Here is an 18,097-nt window from a genome sequence, read left to right as displayed (position 1 = left end):
ACATATAATAATTGATAAATGCAACTATTGATTAACGAAGTTGTTTCTCCTCATTTTCACATTGCCGCTCATAAACCAACTCACGCTCAGCAACAATAGAAGAGCTGCAGAAAGCCAGTAAGTCATCTTTAAACCAATCAAATGCTCAGATAAATAACCGAACAATGGCCCCATGGATGCCCCCACATCAGTTATAACTACGTACAAGGTCATGATAAAAGTTCGAGCGGGTCCGTTCGCGATATCCGAAATCAACGCATCCAAGATCGTGGTTAACAAATTCGAAATAATAAGAAGAGCGAGAAGATCAAGTAACCAAAGGCCAAAAGGAATCTCCAGATTCGCCGCGGCCATAAAAACCGAAGATAATGCAAGAGAACCGATAAGGAATGGCCGGCGTCCCCACTTGCGGTCGGATAATCTGCCAAACCAAGGGGACATAAATGAGCCTAGCGTCCAGCGAACAGCCTGTAGAGCACCAGCTAGCGTGGCTGCGCCAATAATGATTTCATAAAACGCGAATGATGTTTTGTGATGAACATCAATCAGATGACTTAACGTTGCGGTGAGCATGCCGTCAAGACACATGGCGACAAGAAACACAGAAATTAAAGCCCCTTGCAAAGCCGGAAGCTTAATAATCAGTTTCTTTTGGGTTGGAGCATCTTTAGATATTATTTGTTTTTTTGCTTTAGGAATACACCTGTACACAGCAGGAAGTACAAGGAATGCCAGAATACCAAAGGTTGTAGCAACAGCTCGTAACCCAAACGACTCTACACAGACACTGCCGGCCAGCATGCCCACCAGACTGCCTATTCGATAAAGACCGTTGTAGGTCCCCATGAAGTAACCTCTGTTTTGGTCATTCGACAATTCAAGGATCATGAAGTAAGAGCCCAGACGAAAAAACGACCAAGCCACACCCCAAATACACCTTAAAATAAGCCAAGTATAAAAACCATCTACCCATCCGTAGAGTAAGGTAGTCAAGCCGGCGATGAATACGGCCAGAAATACACCAGTTCTGATGCTGATTTTTTTGTATAACCATCCAATCAAAGGGCCGAGAGGTAATCTCACAAAGCGGTTTGCAGAGAGCAATATCCCAACTTCGATGAGGGATGTAAGCCCCACTTCTTTCCAATGAATCGGCAATACGACGTATAGCATCGAATCGCCAAACAGAGAGACTGCAGTAATAAGTGCTAAAACAATGATGGGTTTAAGATGTGCATGTTCTTTTCGTTGCGGTCTGATCAATGATCATCCCCTAAAGAAGATTTCGACGCCGCTGGACTTGTGACTGGTGAACAACAAGAACTTCCAGCATCCGTTTTGACTGCCAGATTTTCATTTTTTTCAGATTCACAGCATGAGCTAGTTTGTATACTACAAACGCCTGTTTCAGGCAATTCAAGTTCGACTCTCTTAGCTGCCTCATGATCACCTGCTAGTGCTGCAACTACGGATCTTATTTGTTCATACCCTGTTGCCATCAAAAAAGTCGGCGCTCTGCCATAGCTCTTCGATCCAACGATATAAAAATCCTTCTCTGGTTGTCTAAGCTCTTTCTCCCCGTGTGGTCTTACTGTACCACAACTGTGAACATTCGGGTCGATGAGTGGTGCTAACTCCAAAGTACTTTCTAGAGCTGGATCTGTAATCACCCTTACTTCTCTTAAGAAGGATAGATCAGGACGGGAGCCTGTATTCGAAATAATCTCATCAATAGCATCAATTTGAACCCATTCGTTATCTAAAAAACCAACAACCTGAATTTTTTCTCCATTCTTTTTTAACTCTTGAATATGAAATGGCGTTAGAACTTTAACTTTACCTGATTCGACTAGCTTCTGAATACGTGTTCCGAGTTCTCCTCTGGCAGCTAGCTGATCTTGCTCTTGCCCGCCATAGACGTCCTTTAGTTTTGATTTCCTAAGTACCCAAACGATTTCCGTCTCCTGTACTTGATCCTTGAGTTCTCCGAGTTCCAAAAGCGTATTGATCGCAGAGTGACCGCTGCCTACAACGAGAACTTTCTTTCCGCTATAGCGATCTTTATGCTTACCTAGAACATCGGGTATGCCATAGAATATTTGCTTGCTCAATGACTGCTCCTCAGCCGTCCATACCCCTTCAGATATAACAGGATTCGGATTAGTCCAGGTGCCTGTTGCATCAATGACAGCTTTGGCTTCAACCAGAATTCGCTCTCCATTTTTCAGGGCATGTAAGACAAACGGAAGGTTGTCGCGGCCTTGTGTTTTAACCTTGTTTAGGCCTTTTCGACTCACAGCGGTCACTTTGGCATTCAAGTGAATGAAAGGTTTGATTTCGGGCGATTCTGCTAAAGGTTTCAAATAGTTCTCAACCATCTCTAGTCCGGTAGGGATATCAGAATTATTCGGAGCCATCCAACCGTGTGAAGTCAGTAATTGACGCGCCGTTTTATCCATATTGTATTCCCATGGAGAAAAGAGACGGACATGAGACCACGTAAGCATATTGGCACCTACCTCGTTCCCGGCATCAAAAAGTACAAAGGATTCCCCCCGGGCAACTAGATGTGCCGCCGCGGCCAGGCCGACAGGACCGGCGCCTATGATGGTAACAGGTAATTTGGTTGTAGATAGAACTGTATGTTCACTCATTGAAAATTCCTCCAAATAATAAATTTTGTTTATCATCATTTAAGACGGTTGCTGCTTTCAAAGGACGCAAGTTTACTTATTTTAAGAGCATGCGCATGCGCAGCAAACACTTTGGGGTTGAGTTTGTTTTGTCCGAAATAAGTTTGTGAGCTTATTAAGACTAAAACTAAATTGTTTTTGGCTCTGAACTTGAGCCTCTTCCGCTAAGCTAAATGGTTTGCCCTGCTGTTCTACATACATCATTTGTGGATTCACATCGTGAAATAACATGAAATAAACACTCCTTCATCAAAATATATTGATTTATTGATCAAAAAAAATTGATATTGACTCTAAAAAAAATTTAAGATCTGGTTGGTCTAAAAATGCAGCAAAGCTCTTCTGAAAGCAATCCGTTAACTTCAGAATTATTGATCTCGTAATAGCTCCAAGTACCAATGACCTCTCTCGTAATCAGGTTGGCATCCAACAGGATCTTCAAGTGATAAGACAGTTTAGATTGAGCCATATCCACGATATCGCATAGGTCGCAAACACATGTTTTTCCCCGCTGGGTTAACTCATACATGATTTGCAATCTCTTGCGATCCGCCAGGGCTTTAAACCTTGCCTCGTAGGATTCAAAAAAGGAGTCATTCGGTGTAGTTTTCGTTTTCACTTCATGTATAGGGATTATGGTTTTCATTATTCTCACCCGATTCATTGATCAAATATTTTTGATTTAATAACAATATATAGCAATGCGAAACAAAATGCAATCATATAATCAAATTATTTTGATTAAATGCTTTGATCCCGGGGACCCTTCACAATCTCTTAACTTTTAAATATAACTGAATAATTATATAATCATTGACAAATACTAAGGGGCTTGAGAAAATGTTGACGAAATCCGGTTCAGCTGAGCGAGAGAGACGAACTGTTAAAGGGCTTGAACGTGCCTTTGAAGAGGAGCGTGTAATTTTGGTCGAAATTGAAAAGCTATCTGATGTGTGCAAGCTTCTTGGGGATAAAATGAGGCTCACCATCCTATCCCTGCTCAAAGAACGCGAACTTTGCGTGTATGAGATTGTAGAGCTCATGCAAACGAGCCAACCTAATGTAAGCCAGCATATGCGTAAACTAAAAGATGGCGGCCTGGTCAAAGAAGCTAAAAAAGGGCAGTGGGTATTTTATTCGTTGAACATTAACGATAAACCATACCTGAATGAGTTATTCGAACATTTGCCTTCCCAAAAAGAAAAAGTTGATGCGATTTCTTGTGAACAACTGGATTGCTGCGATTAGCTTATACTTACGATGTAAGTTTTCCTGACGGAAAACGCTTAGGAGGAACATATGTTTTTTTTAGCAGTCATAATATTTTTGCTCACACTTACGTTTGTGATTTGGCAGCCTAAAGGGTTAAATATCGGGTGGTCCGCTTCAGCAGGCGCCATACTTGCGCTTATTTTCCAAGTTGTCTCTCTGAATGATGTTGTTATCGTTACAGGGATCGTTTGGAATGCGACATTGGCCTTTGTTGCGGTCATCCTCATCTCCCTGATTCTTGACCAAATCGGTTTCTTCGAATGGTCTGCCCTGCACATGGCGCGAATCGCCAACGGTAACGGGAAAACCATGTTTGTCTATGTCATCCTGCTCGGGGCAGCGGTTGCAGCTCTTTTTGCTAACGATGGTGCCGCGCTTATCTTAACACCGATTGTTCTGGCCATGGTTCGAGCGTTGAAATTCCCGGACAAAATGATTCTCCCTTTTATTATGGCAAGCGGTTTTATCGCTGATTCCACCTCACTTCCTTTTGTTGTAAGCAACTTGGTTAACATCGTCTCGGCCGATTTTTTTGGTATTGATTTTGTCACCTATGCCAGTAGAATGTTCGTCACGAGTCTATTCTCATTAGCGGCAAGTTTGCTTGTTCTCTTTCTGTTTTTCAGAAAAGACATTCCTCAAAATTATGATATTACACAGCTTAAGCGCCCAGCTGAAGCAATTAAAGATCTAAAGCTTTTCCGTCTATCCTGGGTGGTACTCGGCATTCTATTAGTCGCTTATCTGATCAGTGGATTTATTAAAATCCCGGTATCCATCATTGCAGGGATCGCGGCGCTTGTTTTTATTCTATTTGCCCGTTCCAGCAAGGCTATTGAAACCAAACGAGTGATCAAGGAAGCGCCGTGGGCCGTTGTTGTTTTCTCCATTGGTATGTATGTTGTGGTTTACGGGTTAAAAAATGTGGGTCTGACGGATGCCTTAGGCAACCTCATCGAACTAATATCAGAGCAAGGACTGTTCGCAGCTACGGTTGGAATGGGATTTCTAGCAGCTATTCTCTCCTCACTGATGAACAATATGCCGACGGTTATGATCGACGCGCTTGCAATCAAGGGCTCGCAAACCGACGGGATTATCCGTGAGGCGTTAATTTATGCGAATGTCATTGGCTCCGATTTAGGGCCGAAAATTACTCCTATTGGCTCACTCGCGACTTTATTATGGCTTCATGTTCTATCTAACAAAGGGGTTAAAATAACCTGGGGTTATTATTTTAAAATCGGTATTGTACTAACCATTCCAACCTTGCTGATCACATTGATCGGCTTGTACTTATGGCTAAGCATAATCGCTTAAATTAAATCTTAAGGAGATGTTCTACATGGACAAAAAATTAGTTTATTTTCTTTGCACAGGAAACTCTTGCCGCAGCCAAATCGCTGACGGGTTTTTGAAAGCTTTGGGCAGCGATAAGTATGAAGTCAAAAGCGCAGGTCTGGAAGCACATGGCTTAAACCCGCGTGCCGTTGCAACGATGAAAGAAGCGGGTATCGATATTTCGGGCCACACATCTGACGTGATTGACCCTGAGATTTTAAGCCGCGCCGACTATATTATCACATTGTGCGGTCATGCTAACGATAACTGCCCGGTTGTTCGCAACGATAAAGCTGAAAGATGGCACTGGGGCTTCGACGACCCTGCAAAAGCAACGGGAACAGAAGAAGAAATTACAGCGAAATTCCGTGAAGTGCGCGATTCCATCAAGAGTCGGATCGAGCAATTCGTGAAAGAAGGTAAGTAAGATGATCCGAAGAATGCACGTTGCGGTTAATTGTACAGACCTTCAAAAATCGCTGGATTTCTACCGTGCTTTCTTTGGTACGGAACCTTCAAAGGTAAAAGACAATTACGCTAAATTCGAGTTGGACGATCCGGCCCTTCACTTCTCCTTAAATGTTCGCCCCTTTGAGAAAAAGGGAGTGCTCAATCATTTAGGATTTCAAGTGGATAATACCGAGGACGTTCTGGCGATGGGCGAGCGCCTAAGACAAAGCGGGCTTCTTCTCATCAATGAAATGAACACAACATGCTGCTATGCGGTTCAAGATAAAGTATGGGTTTACGATCCGGACGGGAACGCTTGGGAAATCTTCTACACGAAAGAGGATTCGGAGTTTGAATCCGCAGGAGATCCGCGGGATATGTCTTTATGCTGCGCCCCGCCTTCCGCGCCTGCAACAATCGAATTCACTTCTTTTAAGAAAAAATAAGGAGCTTATTATGCAGAAAAACTATCAGGCACTAATCGATGATCAAATATTCTTCGGCGGAGCTGCTGATGTCGAAGATATGGTGAAAAATGAAAACGTTGAAGTCATTGTTGATTTGCGTGGAGAAGCCACGGAATGTGCTTATCCTGCTGGCCATGTTGAATGGCTTCAAGTGGCCCTTGGCGACAATGCGGAGGGACCGCAAGACCAACTGTTCCAGCAAGCCATCAATCACGTTGTAGAGGCTTATAAGAGCGGTAAGAAGGTTGGGTTCCATTGTGGCGGCGGAAAAGGACGCACTGGTGCTGTGGCCATTGGAACCTTGTTGGCACTAGGTAAGAGCCAAACCATCGAAGAGGCTGAAAAACTGGCCCAAAGCATTCGCCCTGTTGTTAGTATTAAACAGCCTCAACGTGAAGCGCTGGAGAAATTATTTAATAAGTGATCATGTAACGGCCCCTGGCAAGTATTTTGCTTACGGGGCCTGTATTATTTTTATAAAAGATTTGATTTAGAAAGGGGCGTTTGCGTGTTGTTAGCTGTATTCATTTTTCTGCTTGCCGGACTCGCTGAAATTGGTGGAGGCTATATGGTCTGGCTCTGGCTGCGAGAGTCTAAGCCCCTTTGGTACGGGATTGCCGGAAGCATCATCCTTATTTTGTACGGTATCATTCCAACGCTCCAAAGCTTTCCATCGTTCGGTAGAGTCTATGCCGCTTACGGCGGCGTGTTCATCATTCTCGCCGTTCTATGGGGATGGCTTGTTGATAAGAAAACACCCGACATGTACGATTGGTTGGGAGCAGCTATTTGTATCGCAGGCGTGTCGATTATGCTGTGGGCTCCAAGAAGTTAATAAGTTCCTGCATCCTTTTACATAATCGTACGTCTCTGTAATAAAACAATGCTGGAGGAAAAGTATGAACACCGAGGAAGTATGGAGATCATTCTATAGCCCTTTGCGGAATTTCATTCTGAAACGGGCAAAAAGCGAGCAGGATGCCGAAGACATTCTTCAGAATGTGTTTATGAAAATACATGCTAATTTAGATACGCTAAAGGACAATGAGAAACTGCAATCTTGGATTTATCAGATTACTAGAAATACGATCATTGATTATTATCGAAAAGAAAAACATCGGCAGCTGCAGGAGGAATTACCGCTTGATCTGCCATGGGCAGAGGAGCTAGAGGATGTAAATGAGGCTTTTAAGGAAATAGCGGCTTGTATCAGACCCATGGTGCGACAACTTTCGGATAAATATGTGCATGCAATCGAACTAACCGAGTTTGGCAGCTATACGCAGAAACAACTGAGTGAGGAATTGGGAATCTCTGTTTCCGGGGCGAAATCGAGGGTACAGCGCGGCAGGGAGAAGCTTAAAGAGCTTCTGCTTAATTGCTGTAATTTTGAATTTGACCGGCTTGGCAATATTGTAGATTACACCTCTCGAAATAATTGTGAAGGGGGCTGCAACTCGCGCTCTTGTTAGAAAACAACTCAAACTGCGTCCTTCCGAAAAAATGCGCGTCTACAAAGGCGTAAGACACATTAATTAATCGGGAGGAATTGAATATGAGCAAAGAAATGAATACAGGTCAAGAAAGAAATGTTGAAAAAGAAAACTGTTGCGGGGGACCTGCGCCAACTGAAACGGATGCTTGTTGCGCATCGGATGCTGCTGCAAAAGTAGTTGGGCAGGATGGTTGCGGGTGCGATTCGAATTCGACGGATGCAAAGTCTGCTTCTGGTGCTTGTTGCAGTGTCAATTTGTAAACACATTCAACACTTAGTAAAAAGGAGGTCGCTTCTTGTGGGGACCTCTTTTTTCATTCCTAGTATCGGCTCAATCCCCGGACTTAGAAAAATATTTGGTTGCTTCGTTTTATGCTATACTCTATTAGGTATATTTTACTATCTTTAGGAGGGTTTTTTGTGAAGTTTAAAGTGATATTCAGTTCGTTAGCACTGCTTATTACCATCTCAACAACGGCATTTGCACATTCAGGAAGAACAGATTCGAGCGGTGGTCATAATTGTTCAGCAAAGTCCATTGCTAAAGGTCTTTGCTCCGGCTACCACTATCATAATAGTGGAAGTTCAAGCAGTTCTGAAAGCTCCGGAAGTTCTGGAAGCAGCTCCTTTACTTCTCCGTCAACAACATCACCAGCAGCTAAACCCCAACAAGAAAAAGTCGATACCAGGTTAAAAGCGGTACTACCTTCCTACAAAACAAAAATAAATGGTACGGAGATCGATAACGCTTATGCGGAATATCCGGTACTATCCTATAAAGATATCACGTATTTCCCGATGACGTGGACCTACACGCAGGCTTTAGGGGTGGATGTAAATTGGAGTGCCGACACAGGTTTTTCTATTAGAAAAACGGATAATAAGGCTTCTGAATTGACTCAAAAGAAAGGTCAGTATAATAGTCCTTACGCCGAATATATCATCGATCTCCCGACATATAACATTTTCGTAAATGACTCTTGGCTCGATAACTACAGTGAGGATTATCCTGTAATTGTGTATAAGGATATTACCTATTTTCCGATGACCTGGAAATTTGCTGTTGATGAACTGGGATTAACGATGAATTACGATTCTACGAACGGATTTAGCATTAACAAATAATGATTGCACGGCGAATGGGGCTACTGACCCGGCTTGCCGTGCTTTTTTTAAAATTTATAGATAAAATGTATGTAGTTTGTATTAACTCAAAAGTGGTGAAAAAATGATTTCAATTGGGCTTGCTGGATGGGGAGACCATGATGAGATATATAAAGCTGGAGTTAAAGCGCAAGACAAGCTAAAAGAGTATAGCAAATATTTCTCGACAGTAGAAGTGGACAGTTCATACTACGCGATTCACAAGTCTGATTTATTTCAACGGTGGGTCACTGAAACAACAGGTCATTTCTCATTCTTAATAAAAGCCTACCAAGGCTTAACAGGGCACACTCGTCAGAACTATTCCGAAGCCGATATGGAAACTATGTTTCGAGAATTTAAGGAGTCTATAAGCCCCGTTATCGAAGCGGGGAAAATAAAGGCGGTACTTTTTCAATATCCCCCGTGGTTTGATTGCAACCGTAATAATGTGGCTTTATTGCGGTCAACGAAGGAACGAATGGCAGGTATACCGGTAGCCCTTGAATTTCGCCACCAAAGCTGGTTCACTCCGGAAATGCGAGACAAGACGCTGCTGTTTATGCGCGAAGAAGGCTGGATTCATAGCATTTGCGATGAGCCGCAAGTTTTTCCGGGTTCGGTTCCAACAATTTTAGAACCAACAAATAATGATTTAACAATTGTTCGTTTCCATGGCAGAAATACGGGTGGTTGGACTTCAAGCGGTTCAAAGGATTGGCGGGAAGTGCGGTATCTGTATCGTTACAATGAGGAAGAGCTGCAGGAATGGAAGGAAAATCTCATCAAGCTTGAAAAGGAAACCGGTGAGGTTTGTGTCATTTTCAACAATAATTCAGGCGGGGATGCGGCTGCAAACGCTTTGCAGTTGATGGATCTTTTGGGCCTGGAGCGAAAGCAAATTCCTCCGAGGCAAATGGATATGTTTGAGTGAATGATGCACATGGATTTCAGGTTTTAAGCAATCTTTCAGGTTTCTATCAGGTTGAATTCAGAAAAACAAGACATAATGAACCCAATAAATACCAAGGCAGGGCCCGCCGACCGTTTTATAATCATTGACAAAGGAAGAGGATATTCTTATGAAAAGACGAAATTCGCTCATCATTTCCACCATTCTAGGTGTGGCAATCTTAAGCGGCTGCACGGCACCAAATCAAACCGGCAACAATTCCGGCGGAGCTGCGACCACTAGCAATCCGTCATCTACTAGCAATCCGTCACCCGCTAGCAGTTCGTCATCCAATGCCGGTACGTCTTCCGGCAACGCCTCAACAGCGGCGGACGATAGTGGACTGACTCAGCAAGTCACGCAAGGTCCCTATTATGTTACCGGCACCAGCCAGTTGACTAACGGCAATTTGAACTATGATAACCTAACAGGCAAGAAGATCAAGGTACAAGGTTATGTCTATGCAGGTGCCAGCGGCACAACACCGATTGCAGGCGCCAAAGTTGAAATATGGCATGCCGATGACAGCGGGAATTACCACCCGAATTCCAATGGGGCGGCCAGCAAGTATAGTGACGATCAGCTATCTCTTCGCGGCTACGTACTGACCGACGAGAAGGGTTACTATGAATACACGACGATTTATCCGGGCGAATACACGGGCCGTACGCGCCATATTCATACCAACACAACGGCAAGTGGTTACAAAGGCGTTATTACTCAATTGATTATCCCAAGCTTATCCGGCGACCAAATGACCGCCGCTCAAGATAACATTGCACAAAGCTTACCAAAGTATAACCAAGTCGCTTTCACCACTGTTGACGGCGTACCTACGACTACCTTTAATTACCGATTGGCCGCTAATTAATTTATGAGCAGATATATGGCCCCGCATAAAATGATCTTTGGCATCGTTGCTATCGCAGTGATTGCTGGCGCGATTTATAGCTTGTTTCCAAAAAGTATGGTCAGTGAGACCGTTATCTCGGGCAGCGGCAAAAACGCCCACGGTCAGCTCGCCAACTACTCAACCAGCGGCACGAGCAGCACGATTGATATCGCCGAGAAAGTCTCGCAGGTGGCAGCCGGTTTCGACCATTCGCTGGTTCTCACTGAAAATGGCACGATGTACGCCTGGGGCGATAATACTTACGGTCAAGTCGGTATTAACAGCGCTAAAGGCGTTGTGAGCGGTCCGCAGAAGATTGAGGGGTTGCCGAAAATCAATCAAATTAGCGCAGGCTTTCGCCATAGCATGGCGCTTGATCTTGAAGGCAATGTTTGGGTCTGGGGCAATAACATCGCCGGGCAGCTCGGCACGGGCGACAGAACTGATCTTCGCAAACCGACCCCAATCAGCTTGCCGGGCAAAGCCACTAGCGTAACCGCCGGTCACCGCTTTTCCCTGGTAACGCTTGAAAACGGTAAAGTCTACGGTTGGGGAGCCCAATGTGCGCACGACACCAAACGGACGTTTGCCGAACTCATGCAGCTGATCGGCCAGTCGGCAACCGGAATCAGTTACTATATCGATGCGAATGCCGATCCAAGCAGCAGCGATACGCAGGAGCTTTGTGAGTTTCAGGGCTTTGTGGCCGTCAGCAGCCTGACGCCCATTGAAATTCCCGAACTGGCCGGCAGTGCTCAGATTGTGGCGGGCTTCGGCCATGTATTGGCGCTGCAAGCCGACGGTACGGTCAAATCAAAAGGCTGTAATGCTTATGGGCAGTTGGGCTATCCAACGGCCGATATTGTTCCGGCCGAGACCATTCCGGGACTGGAAGGCATTGTATCGCTCGCAACCAGCACACGGCACTCCATGGCGCTCGATCGGAATGGGAAGGTGTGGGCATGGGGGGCCGATAACACGGGGCAACTGGGGAAAAACCTCGGCAATCTTGAAGGGGTATTTGAACCCGAAGTGGTTGCAGGCTTGCCGACGATTACGAGTATCGCCGCCGGCCACGACTTTTCCCTGGCACTCGATAAAGAAGGTCGCGTATGGGCGTGGGGTGTCAACAAAAACGACCAAACGCCCGGCATCCAGAAGACCAGCTACAACTCTACTCCAAGTCTCACGAGTATTTCGAATAAAACCCATATTATAGCAGGGGGAGCCTTTGTATTGGCTTATTAAACGATGAACCCAACCACTAAACGAAAATCCACCTCATTTTTATCCCGTAATGTCATTCTTCTGTCGATTGTCAGCTTTTTTACGGATATCGCTACCGAGATGCTCTATCCGATCATGCCGCTGTACCTCAGTGATATCGGTTACGGTGTTATTCTGATTGGTTTGATTGAAGGGATTACGCAGCTCGTTGCCGGAGTGATCAAGCTGGTAAGCGGGGTCTACTCAGACAGCCTGCAGCAGCGAAAAGGCCTGATAAATATCGGCTACACGATTTCAGCGCTCGCTAAACCGTTGATGGGACTATTCCCGACTTATTGGGCGATTTTCGGCTTTCGATTGCTTGATCGCTTTGGTAAGGGGGTGCGCAGCGCTCCGCGTGACGCTTTGCTCGCCGATGTTTCTACCCCTGTTACCCGAGGCCGGGTGTTTGGTTTTCACCGCACCGCGGATACGCTGGGCGCCACACTCGGTCCGCTGATTACCCTGGCGATTATGTATGTGTATAGTGATAACATTCCTTTCATTATCGGTCTGACGGTTATTCCGGGGATCGGCGCAATCATTGCAGGGTGGTTTATTAAAGAGTCCAAAGAAAAGACCGATCTTCCTACTGCTGAAAAGGACGGTATGAAAGGCTTGTATCGTCGCCTGAAGCTGCATTACAAGACGGCCACACCGAATTATAAACGCGTTCTGTATCTCATTACGGTCATTACGTTACTAAAAAGCACCGACATTTACCTGCTGCTTCGCGCCCGCGAGCTGGGTCTGAGCGATCTGCTGATTATTAGTGCCTACGTAGCTTACAACCTAACGGGCACATTCATCATCTACTATTTCGGTTCGCTGAGTGATCGAATCGGTTTTGTTAAAACCTTCGCTATTGGCGCGCTATCGCTTGGCGCAACGTATATGCTGCTAAGCCAAAACGAACTTCCGCTCTTGCTTGTCTTTGCCGCCTTCGTCATTTATGCGGTCTTCCAGAGTGTCTACGAAGGCCTGACGAGTGCCTGGATGTCGCTCCATATTAAGCAAAAAGACCGCGCTACCGGCCTTGGCGTTATGATGGCTTTTCAGGCGGTTGCTACACTTATTGGAACGCTGGTCATTGGTCTGGCCTGGGCAGGTTTTGGCGCTAAAACGGTTTTTGCGATTACCGGATTGCTGGCGGTAGGACTCGCGGCATACCTGTTTTTTACTCAGCAGCGCGATTACAATAGCACAACTGATTTTGGCCGAAAACCATACGTGACGGATATCAAAAAGCTGACGATCGAGAACGATAATTTCCGCACCGCAATCTGGACCGGTCAGCAGCTGCAAGTGACGGTTATGTCGATCCCTGTAGGCGGCGAGGTCGGTTTGGAAGTACACAAATATATCGACCAGTTCTTGCGAATTGAAGACGGCCACGGCCTTGTGCAAATGGGAGCACGTGAAGATGACCTGTCATTCGAGCAAGAGGCCCAAACGGATAGCGCCATTATGGTTCCCGCCGGCATGTTCCATAACGTCATCAACACGGGGAGTAAACCACTCAAAATCTACAGCATCTACGCGCCGTCCGAACACCCTTACGGCACAATTCATAAGACAGCTAATGAGGCGGATCGCGAAGAACTAGCCGAACTGCTGGAAGACGATGATTGAAACCGAGGAAGGGATGAATGTTCGTTGAACAGCAAGAAATGATACTGTTGATGAAAATGCCCCCACAGTATTTTTCTAGTTAATCGGGCTATTTCGGTTTTACATATTCAAAAATGCGTTCACTAATAAGGTGTAGATACTGTGCCCATTGCTTTTGAAATTCCGGGTCCTCTGCAGAATACCCAGTGATCATACGCGTAACGTTACTGTAAAGAAGAGGGTAAATCGTCAGACTAGAAATCATTAAGGTGATTAGAGCCGGGTCCAGCTCCTGTGGCACCAATCCCATCTCCTGTTTAGACTTCATATCCTCAACATAAGAATGCAGGACTTTCATCCTGCGTTCTACTCCGTTACTATTTTCAGGGATCGACTCTATAGCTTCCCAAGCTGTATATTTTAAAAAATCCATTAAATGTTCCACATTGACTTTGTATCTGAATTCCGCAATCTGTACAGGATTTGACGGAAGAGCAAAATTACCTTGTGGCGATGATGTAAGGAAATCATCGATAACTTCATTAATGAGCTGATCTTTGCTTTTAAAGTAATGATAGATTAATTGTTTATTGCATCCAGCTCTTTTCGCAATCGCTTCAATTCTAGCCCCCCTGTAACCTTTATCATAAAATTCTTCCTTTGCTGCTTGGAGTATCGCTTTCCGAGTACGTTCAGCATTTCTTATTTCCCCCATTAAATTTTACCTCCAGTACTTACATTAGCTATATCGTAGTGATTTTAGGGTTTAAAGTCAATTTTTATTAGACTAATTGGTTGATATTACTTGACGAATGGTTGATTAAATCGTATATTATCGTCGTGACCAAAAAATTACATTTAATAGAAAGTAACCTATTTTGGGAATCTATCGATTTTTTCGTTTCTCATTCGTTGTCTTTATTAAGGCTGGGTTCGAATAGGCCAAACCTAGTGATAAAAGGAAGTTATAAATATTATTTTCGACCTGTCGATTCTGATGTCTCCTGTTCGTTGCGAATATAGAGGCAAATCATAAACCAGGAGGAGATTCTCGATGAGATTCATGATGATCGTCAAAGCAACAAAAGATTCCGAGGCGGGCGCCATGCCAAGTCAAGAGCTTTTTGACGCGATGGCTAGGTACAACGAGGAGTTGGCAAGGGCCGGCGTGTTGGTCGCAGCGGAAGGACTCCACCCGAGTTCGAGCGCGATTCGCATCTCTTATCCCGAGCCGGGTGGAAAGCCGAAGGTGGTAGACGGCCCTTACACGGAAGCGAAGGAGCTGATCGCGGGGTTCACGTTGATCGAGGTGAAGTCGAGGGAAGAGGCGATCGAGTGGGCGATGCGGATGCCCGATCCGCATGGCTTCGGGGAAGGGGAAATCGAGCTGCGCCAAGTGTTCGAGGCGCCGGAACTGACTCAGAATCCGGAAGCGTTAGCTAAGGAAACTGAAATGCGAGCACGGGTCACGAGGAAGCCGAGGTCGTGAAGGAATCCGCCGTCCACCGCACCATCGATGGAATCTGGAGAATCGAGTCGGCCAGAATCATCGCCGGCCTGGCACGTATGGTACGCGATGTGGGGCTTGCCGAGGATCTGGCGCAAGATGCGCTTGTCATCGCGCTTGAACGGTGGCAGGAGATGGGCATACCCGACAAACCCGGAGCGTGGCTGATGACAACCGCAAAACGTCGGGCTATTGATCACCTGCGCAGGAATAAGCTGCGCGACCGCAAATACGAGGAGCTAGGCTGGGAGATCGACAGGCAGCACGAGCCGGATTGGGATGAGGCGCTTGACGATCCCGTCGGTGATGATCTCCTTCGCCTCATCTTCACGACGTGCCATCCTGTTCTTTCCGCCGAGGCTCGGGTGGCGCTCACGCTCCGGCTGCTCGGGGGATTGACGACCGAAGAAATCGCAAGCGCGTTCCTCGTTCCGGAACCGACCGTCGCACAGCGGATCGTTCGAGCGAAGCGCACGCTCGCGGCCGCGCGCGTCCCATTCGAATTGCCGCCGAAGAACGAGCTGGCAGCGCGATTGTCGTCTGTGCTCGAGGTCATCTACCTCATGTTCAACGAGGGATATGCCGCGTCTTCCGGCGGAAGCTGGATTCGACCTTTGCTCTGCGATGAGGCGCTTCGGCTTGGACGGATATTGGCTGAGATAGCACCCGACGAACCGGAAGTCCATGGACTCGTAGCACTGATGGAAATTCAATCGTCCAGATTCCGGGCGCGGGTCAGCCCTAGCGGAGAACCAATTCTACTCATGGACCAGAACCGGTCGCTATGGGATCACCTGCTCATCCGCCGGGGGCTGGCCGCAATAACACGGGCCGAGCGTCTAGGCAAAGCATTCGGTCCCTACCTGATTCAAGCCTCAATCGCGGCGTGCCACGCTCGTGCCTGTGCGGCTTCGGAGACGGACTGGGTCCGGATTTCGGCGCTTTACGACGCTCTCTCCCAAGTCGCACCGTCGCCTGTAGTCGAACTGAATCGCGCTGTCGCGCTGTCGATGGCGTTCGGGCCAGAAGTGGGCCTGGAAGTTGCTGATTCGTTAATGCAAGAACCGTCCTTGAAAAACTATCATCTTTTACCCAGCGTACGAGGGGATTTCCTCATGAAGCTGGACCGCAAACAGGAAGCATCAATAGAATTCAAACGTGCTGCAACCTTGGCGCGCAATGAAAAGGAACGCGAGTTACTCTTGCGGCGCGCTTCCGATTGCACTGTGGAATAAGGCAAGGATACGAGAGGAGAAGTTCAAATGAGCCAAGAAGTTACCGAGTTTATTGAGAAAGTCAAAGAACCGTGGCAGGCCCGGCTGTGCCATGATTTGCGCCAAGTCGTTCACAACGCGATTCCCGACGTTCAGGAGCGCATGCAATATAACAAGCCTCATTTTCTTAGAAACAAAAAATATGCTGCGGTGATCTCGAATTCAAAGGACGCTGTAAGCTTCACGATTTTCAACGCGACAGGACTGGAGCTGCCCGAAGGGTTGTTTGACGGCCCTCCGGAACGGAAGACGATCAAGTTCCGCAACGGCCAACAGATTGATGACGGAATGCTAACCGATTTGGTAAAACAAGCCTCCAGTACGCTATAACACGAACGCCGCCCATCATTGGGCGGTTTCTTATTTCAAAAATCCCTCCAACCTGTCGATTCTCATGTATCCCATTCGTTGTATTGGTAGAGGCAATACGAATGCCTTAAAAATAGGAGGTACACACGATGCGATTCATGATGATCATCAGAGCGACGAATGATTCCGAATCCGGACATCCGTCAAGACGAGAGGTGATTGAAGAGATGCGGAAGTACAAGGAACAATTGGCGAGAGCCGGGGTGCTGCTCGCCTCCGAAGATCTTCTTCCGAGCTCAAGCGGTAGCCGTCTCTCTTACCCTGTTCCGGGAGACGAAGCGGTCATGACGGAAGGCCCTTTTTACGAAACAAGAGAACTCGTCGCCGGCTTCACGCTAATAGAGGTCAAATCGAGAGAAGAAGCGATCGAATGGGCATTCCGGATGCCGGATCCCCACGGATTCGGCGAAGGAGAGATCGAGCTTCGTCAGGTGAAAGATTTTCCTGATTATTTTCTATAATTTTTTTTCTGATGTGTCGATTCTCCCGTCGGTGGTTCGTCGCTTTAATAGAGACTCGGATAAATATACTACAAAGGAGAATTTCCATGTACACAGTAACATCGAAAGACGGCACCAAGATTGCCTATGACAAAACCGGTCAAGGCCCATCGCTTATCTTAGTTGGAGGAGCGTTCAGCTACCGGAAATTCCCGGGACTGGTGAAGTTGGCCTCCCTATTATCGGAGCTCTTCACGGTCTACAATTATGACCGCCGCGGTCGCGGGGAAAGCGGAGACAAGCAACCCTATGCCATCGAGCGAGAGATCGAAGATCTCCAGGCTTTGATCAATGAGGCAGGCGGCTCAGCTTATGTATGGGGGCTGTCGTCCGGCGCGGTTCTTGCTCTACAGGCAGCGGCGAGTGGGGCAAACATCACGAAATTGGCGCTGCATGAGCCTCCGTTCATCGTTGATGCGGCGGACCGCCAGCCGCCAAAAGATTTTATCAAGCAAGTGACGGAGTTGATTGCGAACAATCGCCGTGCCGAAGCCATCAAATATTTCATGACCAAAGGGATGGGAGCACCTTCTTTCGTTGTCGGGATCATGCGCTTGATGCCGGGTGTATGGTCTAACCTGTTGGCAGTGGCGCACACGATCCCTTATGATGCGGCTTTGCTCGAAGGATATACGGCCGGAAAGCCACTACCCGCAGATACGTGGAGTACGGTCCAAATGCCGACGCTGGTGCTCGAGGGCACGGAGAGCCCGGTTTCGATACGTCGCGCCTCTCAGGCGCTGGCCAAGGCGCTCCCCCTTTCGCAACTGAAAAGCAAGAAGGGACTCGGCCACACGAAAAAGCTTGATGCGAAGATCATTTCATCAGAGCTTGCGACATTTTTTATGGGAAAATAATTATGAGA

General features: G+C 46.6%; 22 protein-coding genes. 18 read left to right on the top strand and 4 right to left on the bottom strand.

Going from position 1 to position 18,097, the window contains the following annotated elements; genetic code table 11:
• Positions 1–24 precede the first annotated feature (24 nt).
• The 3 genes from ICC18_RS18150 to ICC18_RS18140 form a co-directional block, all read right to left on the bottom strand.
• Complete coding sequence (locus ICC18_RS18150) at positions 25–1,263, bottom strand: MFS transporter (RefSeq protein ID WP_188175855.1); 1,239 nt, start codon at positions 1,261–1,263, stop codon at positions 25–27.
• A complete protein-coding gene (locus ICC18_RS18145; RefSeq protein WP_223192674.1) occupies positions 1,260–2,654 on the bottom strand; it encodes an NAD(P)-binding domain-containing protein in 1,395 nt (464 codons plus the stop codon). Before ICC18_RS18145 ends, ICC18_RS18150 begins: the two co-directional genes overlap by 4 nt.
• Before the next feature lie 343 nt (positions 2,655–2,997).
• Positions 2,998–3,339 carry an ArsR/SmtB family transcription factor gene (locus tag ICC18_RS18140; RefSeq protein WP_188175853.1) on the bottom strand — a complete coding sequence of 114 codons (342 nt, stop codon included), beginning with the start codon at positions 3,337–3,339 and terminating at the stop codon, positions 2,998–3,000.
• A 194-nt stretch (positions 3,340–3,533) separates the two neighbouring features.
• On the opposite strand from ICC18_RS18140, the gene ICC18_RS18135 reads away from it, so the two are divergent.
• The 13 genes from ICC18_RS18135 (at position 3,534) to ICC18_RS18075 (ending at position 13,603) form a co-directional block, all read left to right on the top strand.
• Positions 3,534–3,941 (top strand): ArsR/SmtB family transcription factor, encoded by a 408-nt coding sequence (locus ICC18_RS18135; protein ID WP_312029553.1) that lies wholly within the window; start codon positions 3,534–3,536, stop codon positions 3,939–3,941.
• Positions 3,942–3,992: 51 nt separating this feature from the next.
• Positions 3,993–5,285, top strand: a complete 1,293-nt coding sequence (locus tag ICC18_RS18130; protein WP_188175852.1) for an arsenic transporter — start codon at positions 3,993–3,995, stop codon at positions 5,283–5,285.
• Between the two features lie 25 nt (positions 5,286–5,310).
• A complete protein-coding gene (gene arsC / locus ICC18_RS18125) occupies positions 5,311–5,733 on the top strand; it encodes an arsenate reductase (thioredoxin) (protein ID WP_188175851.1) in 423 nt (140 codons plus the stop codon).
• A 1-nt stretch (position 5,734) separates the two neighbouring features.
• Positions 5,735–6,202 carry an ArsI/CadI family heavy metal resistance metalloenzyme gene (locus ICC18_RS18120; protein WP_188175850.1) on the top strand — a complete coding sequence of 156 codons (468 nt, stop codon included), beginning with the start codon at positions 5,735–5,737 and terminating at the stop codon, positions 6,200–6,202.
• A 10-nt stretch (positions 6,203–6,212) separates the two neighbouring features.
• A complete protein-coding gene (locus ICC18_RS18115; RefSeq protein WP_188175849.1) occupies positions 6,213–6,647 on the top strand; it encodes a protein-tyrosine phosphatase family protein in 435 nt (144 codons plus the stop codon).
• A gap of 84 nt (positions 6,648–6,731) precedes the next feature.
• Positions 6,732–7,058 carry a YnfA family protein gene (locus ICC18_RS18110; RefSeq protein WP_188175848.1) on the top strand — a complete coding sequence of 109 codons (327 nt, stop codon included), beginning with the start codon at positions 6,732–6,734 and terminating at the stop codon, positions 7,056–7,058.
• 64 nt (positions 7,059–7,122) lie between these two features.
• Positions 7,123–7,695 carry an RNA polymerase sigma factor SigZ gene (sigZ, locus tag ICC18_RS18105; RefSeq protein ID WP_188175847.1) on the top strand — a complete coding sequence of 191 codons (573 nt, stop codon included), beginning with the start codon at positions 7,123–7,125 and terminating at the stop codon, positions 7,693–7,695.
• A gap of 83 nt (positions 7,696–7,778) precedes the next feature.
• Positions 7,779–7,979 carry a hypothetical protein gene (locus ICC18_RS18100; protein WP_188176069.1) on the top strand — a complete coding sequence of 67 codons (201 nt, stop codon included), beginning with the start codon at positions 7,779–7,781 and terminating at the stop codon, positions 7,977–7,979.
• 159 nt (positions 7,980–8,138) lie between these two features.
• Positions 8,139–8,843, top strand: coding sequence for a YHYH domain-containing protein (locus ICC18_RS18095; protein ID WP_312029552.1), 705 nt, complete (start codon positions 8,139–8,141; stop codon positions 8,841–8,843).
• Between the two features lie 103 nt (positions 8,844–8,946).
• Entirely contained in the window at positions 8,947–9,795 is an 849-nt protein-coding gene (locus ICC18_RS18090; protein WP_188175845.1) for a DUF72 domain-containing protein, read from the top strand.
• A 148-nt stretch (positions 9,796–9,943) separates the two neighbouring features.
• Positions 9,944–10,684: a dioxygenase family protein gene (locus tag ICC18_RS18085; RefSeq protein ID WP_188175844.1), complete on the top strand. Its 741-nt coding sequence runs from the start codon at positions 9,944–9,946 to the stop codon at positions 10,682–10,684.
• Positions 10,685–10,687: 3 nt separating this feature from the next.
• Complete coding sequence (locus tag ICC18_RS18080) at positions 10,688–11,953, top strand: RCC1 domain-containing protein (protein WP_188175843.1); 1,266 nt, start codon at positions 10,688–10,690, stop codon at positions 11,951–11,953.
• A 3-nt stretch (positions 11,954–11,956) separates the two neighbouring features.
• On the top strand, positions 11,957–13,603 hold the full coding sequence (locus ICC18_RS18075) for an MFS transporter (protein ID WP_188175842.1): 1,647 nt from the start codon (positions 11,957–11,959) through the stop codon (positions 13,601–13,603).
• A gap of 88 nt (positions 13,604–13,691) precedes the next feature.
• Here ICC18_RS18075 and ICC18_RS18070 read toward each other — a convergent pair whose 3' ends face one another.
• Positions 13,692–14,297: a TetR/AcrR family transcriptional regulator gene (locus ICC18_RS18070; RefSeq protein WP_188175841.1), complete on the bottom strand. Its 606-nt coding sequence runs from the start codon at positions 14,295–14,297 to the stop codon at positions 13,692–13,694.
• Positions 14,298–14,636: 339 nt separating this feature from the next.
• Between ICC18_RS18070 and ICC18_RS18065 the strand changes: the two genes are divergently transcribed.
• From ICC18_RS18065 to ICC18_RS18045, 5 genes are all read left to right on the top strand, one after another.
• Complete coding sequence (locus tag ICC18_RS18065; RefSeq protein ID WP_188175840.1) at positions 14,637–15,071, top strand: YciI family protein; 435 nt, start codon at positions 14,637–14,639, stop codon at positions 15,069–15,071.
• Positions 15,068–16,324 (top strand): RNA polymerase sigma factor, encoded by a 1,257-nt coding sequence (locus ICC18_RS18060; RefSeq protein WP_312029551.1) that lies wholly within the window; start codon positions 15,068–15,070, stop codon positions 16,322–16,324. The genes ICC18_RS18065 and ICC18_RS18060 overlap by 4 nt, the downstream gene beginning before the upstream one ends.
• Positions 16,325–16,351: 27 nt before the next feature.
• Positions 16,352–16,693, top strand: a complete 342-nt coding sequence (locus ICC18_RS18055; RefSeq protein WP_188175839.1) for a DUF1801 domain-containing protein — start codon at positions 16,352–16,354, stop codon at positions 16,691–16,693.
• A 128-nt stretch (positions 16,694–16,821) separates the two neighbouring features.
• Positions 16,822–17,193 (top strand): YciI family protein, encoded by a 372-nt coding sequence (locus ICC18_RS18050; protein ID WP_188175838.1) that lies wholly within the window; start codon positions 16,822–16,824, stop codon positions 17,191–17,193.
• Positions 17,194–17,279: 86 nt separating this feature from the next.
• Positions 17,280–18,089: an alpha/beta fold hydrolase gene (locus ICC18_RS18045; protein WP_188175837.1), complete on the top strand. Its 810-nt coding sequence runs from the start codon at positions 17,280–17,282 to the stop codon at positions 18,087–18,089.
• The last annotated feature ends 8 nt before the right edge of the window (positions 18,090–18,097 follow it).

Source organism: Paenibacillus sedimenti (assembly GCF_014534655.1).
Lineage (GTDB): Bacteria > Bacillota > Bacilli > Paenibacillales > NBRC-103111 > Paenibacillus_E > Paenibacillus_E sedimenti.
The sequence above is the reverse complement of the archived record's forward strand: the minus strand, read 5'-3'. Positions and strand labels throughout refer to the sequence as shown.

What these genes read in the sequence shown, in the direction of transcription:
- ICC18_RS18145 (WP_223192674.1), bottom strand. Translation starts at nt 2,654, where the DNA reads ATGAGTGAACATACAGTTCTATCTACAACCAAATTACCTGTTACCATC.
- ICC18_RS18140 (WP_188175853.1), bottom strand. Translation starts at nt 3,339, where the DNA reads ATGAAAACCATAATCCCTATACATGAAGTGAAAACGAAAACTACACCG.
- ICC18_RS18135 (WP_312029553.1), top strand. Translation starts at nt 3,534, where the DNA reads ATGTTGACGAAATCCGGTTCAGCTGAGCGAGAGAGACGAACTGTTAAA.
- ICC18_RS18130 (WP_188175852.1), top strand. Translation starts at nt 3,993, where the DNA reads ATGTTTTTTTTAGCAGTCATAATATTTTTGCTCACACTTACGTTTGTG.
- arsC (WP_188175851.1), top strand. Translation starts at nt 5,311, where the DNA reads ATGGACAAAAAATTAGTTTATTTTCTTTGCACAGGAAACTCTTGCCGC.
- ICC18_RS18120 (WP_188175850.1), top strand. Translation starts at nt 5,735, where the DNA reads ATGATCCGAAGAATGCACGTTGCGGTTAATTGTACAGACCTTCAAAAA.
- ICC18_RS18115 (WP_188175849.1), top strand. Translation starts at nt 6,213, where the DNA reads ATGCAGAAAAACTATCAGGCACTAATCGATGATCAAATATTCTTCGGC.
- sigZ (WP_188175847.1), top strand. Translation starts at nt 7,123, where the DNA reads ATGAACACCGAGGAAGTATGGAGATCATTCTATAGCCCTTTGCGGAAT.
- ICC18_RS18100 (WP_188176069.1), top strand. Translation starts at nt 7,779, where the DNA reads ATGAGCAAAGAAATGAATACAGGTCAAGAAAGAAATGTTGAAAAAGAA.
- ICC18_RS18090 (WP_188175845.1), top strand. Translation starts at nt 8,947, where the DNA reads ATGATTTCAATTGGGCTTGCTGGATGGGGAGACCATGATGAGATATAT.
- ICC18_RS18085 (WP_188175844.1), top strand. Translation starts at nt 9,944, where the DNA reads ATGAAAAGACGAAATTCGCTCATCATTTCCACCATTCTAGGTGTGGCA.
- ICC18_RS18080 (WP_188175843.1), top strand. Translation starts at nt 10,688, where the DNA reads ATGAGCAGATATATGGCCCCGCATAAAATGATCTTTGGCATCGTTGCT.
- ICC18_RS18075 (WP_188175842.1), top strand. Translation starts at nt 11,957, where the DNA reads ATGAACCCAACCACTAAACGAAAATCCACCTCATTTTTATCCCGTAAT.
- ICC18_RS18070 (WP_188175841.1), bottom strand. Translation starts at nt 14,297, where the DNA reads ATGGGGGAAATAAGAAATGCTGAACGTACTCGGAAAGCGATACTCCAA.
- ICC18_RS18065 (WP_188175840.1), top strand. Translation starts at nt 14,637, where the DNA reads ATGAGATTCATGATGATCGTCAAAGCAACAAAAGATTCCGAGGCGGGC.
- ICC18_RS18055 (WP_188175839.1), top strand. Translation starts at nt 16,352, where the DNA reads ATGAGCCAAGAAGTTACCGAGTTTATTGAGAAAGTCAAAGAACCGTGG.
- ICC18_RS18050 (WP_188175838.1), top strand. Translation starts at nt 16,822, where the DNA reads ATGCGATTCATGATGATCATCAGAGCGACGAATGATTCCGAATCCGGA.
- ICC18_RS18045 (WP_188175837.1), top strand. Translation starts at nt 17,280, where the DNA reads ATGTACACAGTAACATCGAAAGACGGCACCAAGATTGCCTATGACAAA.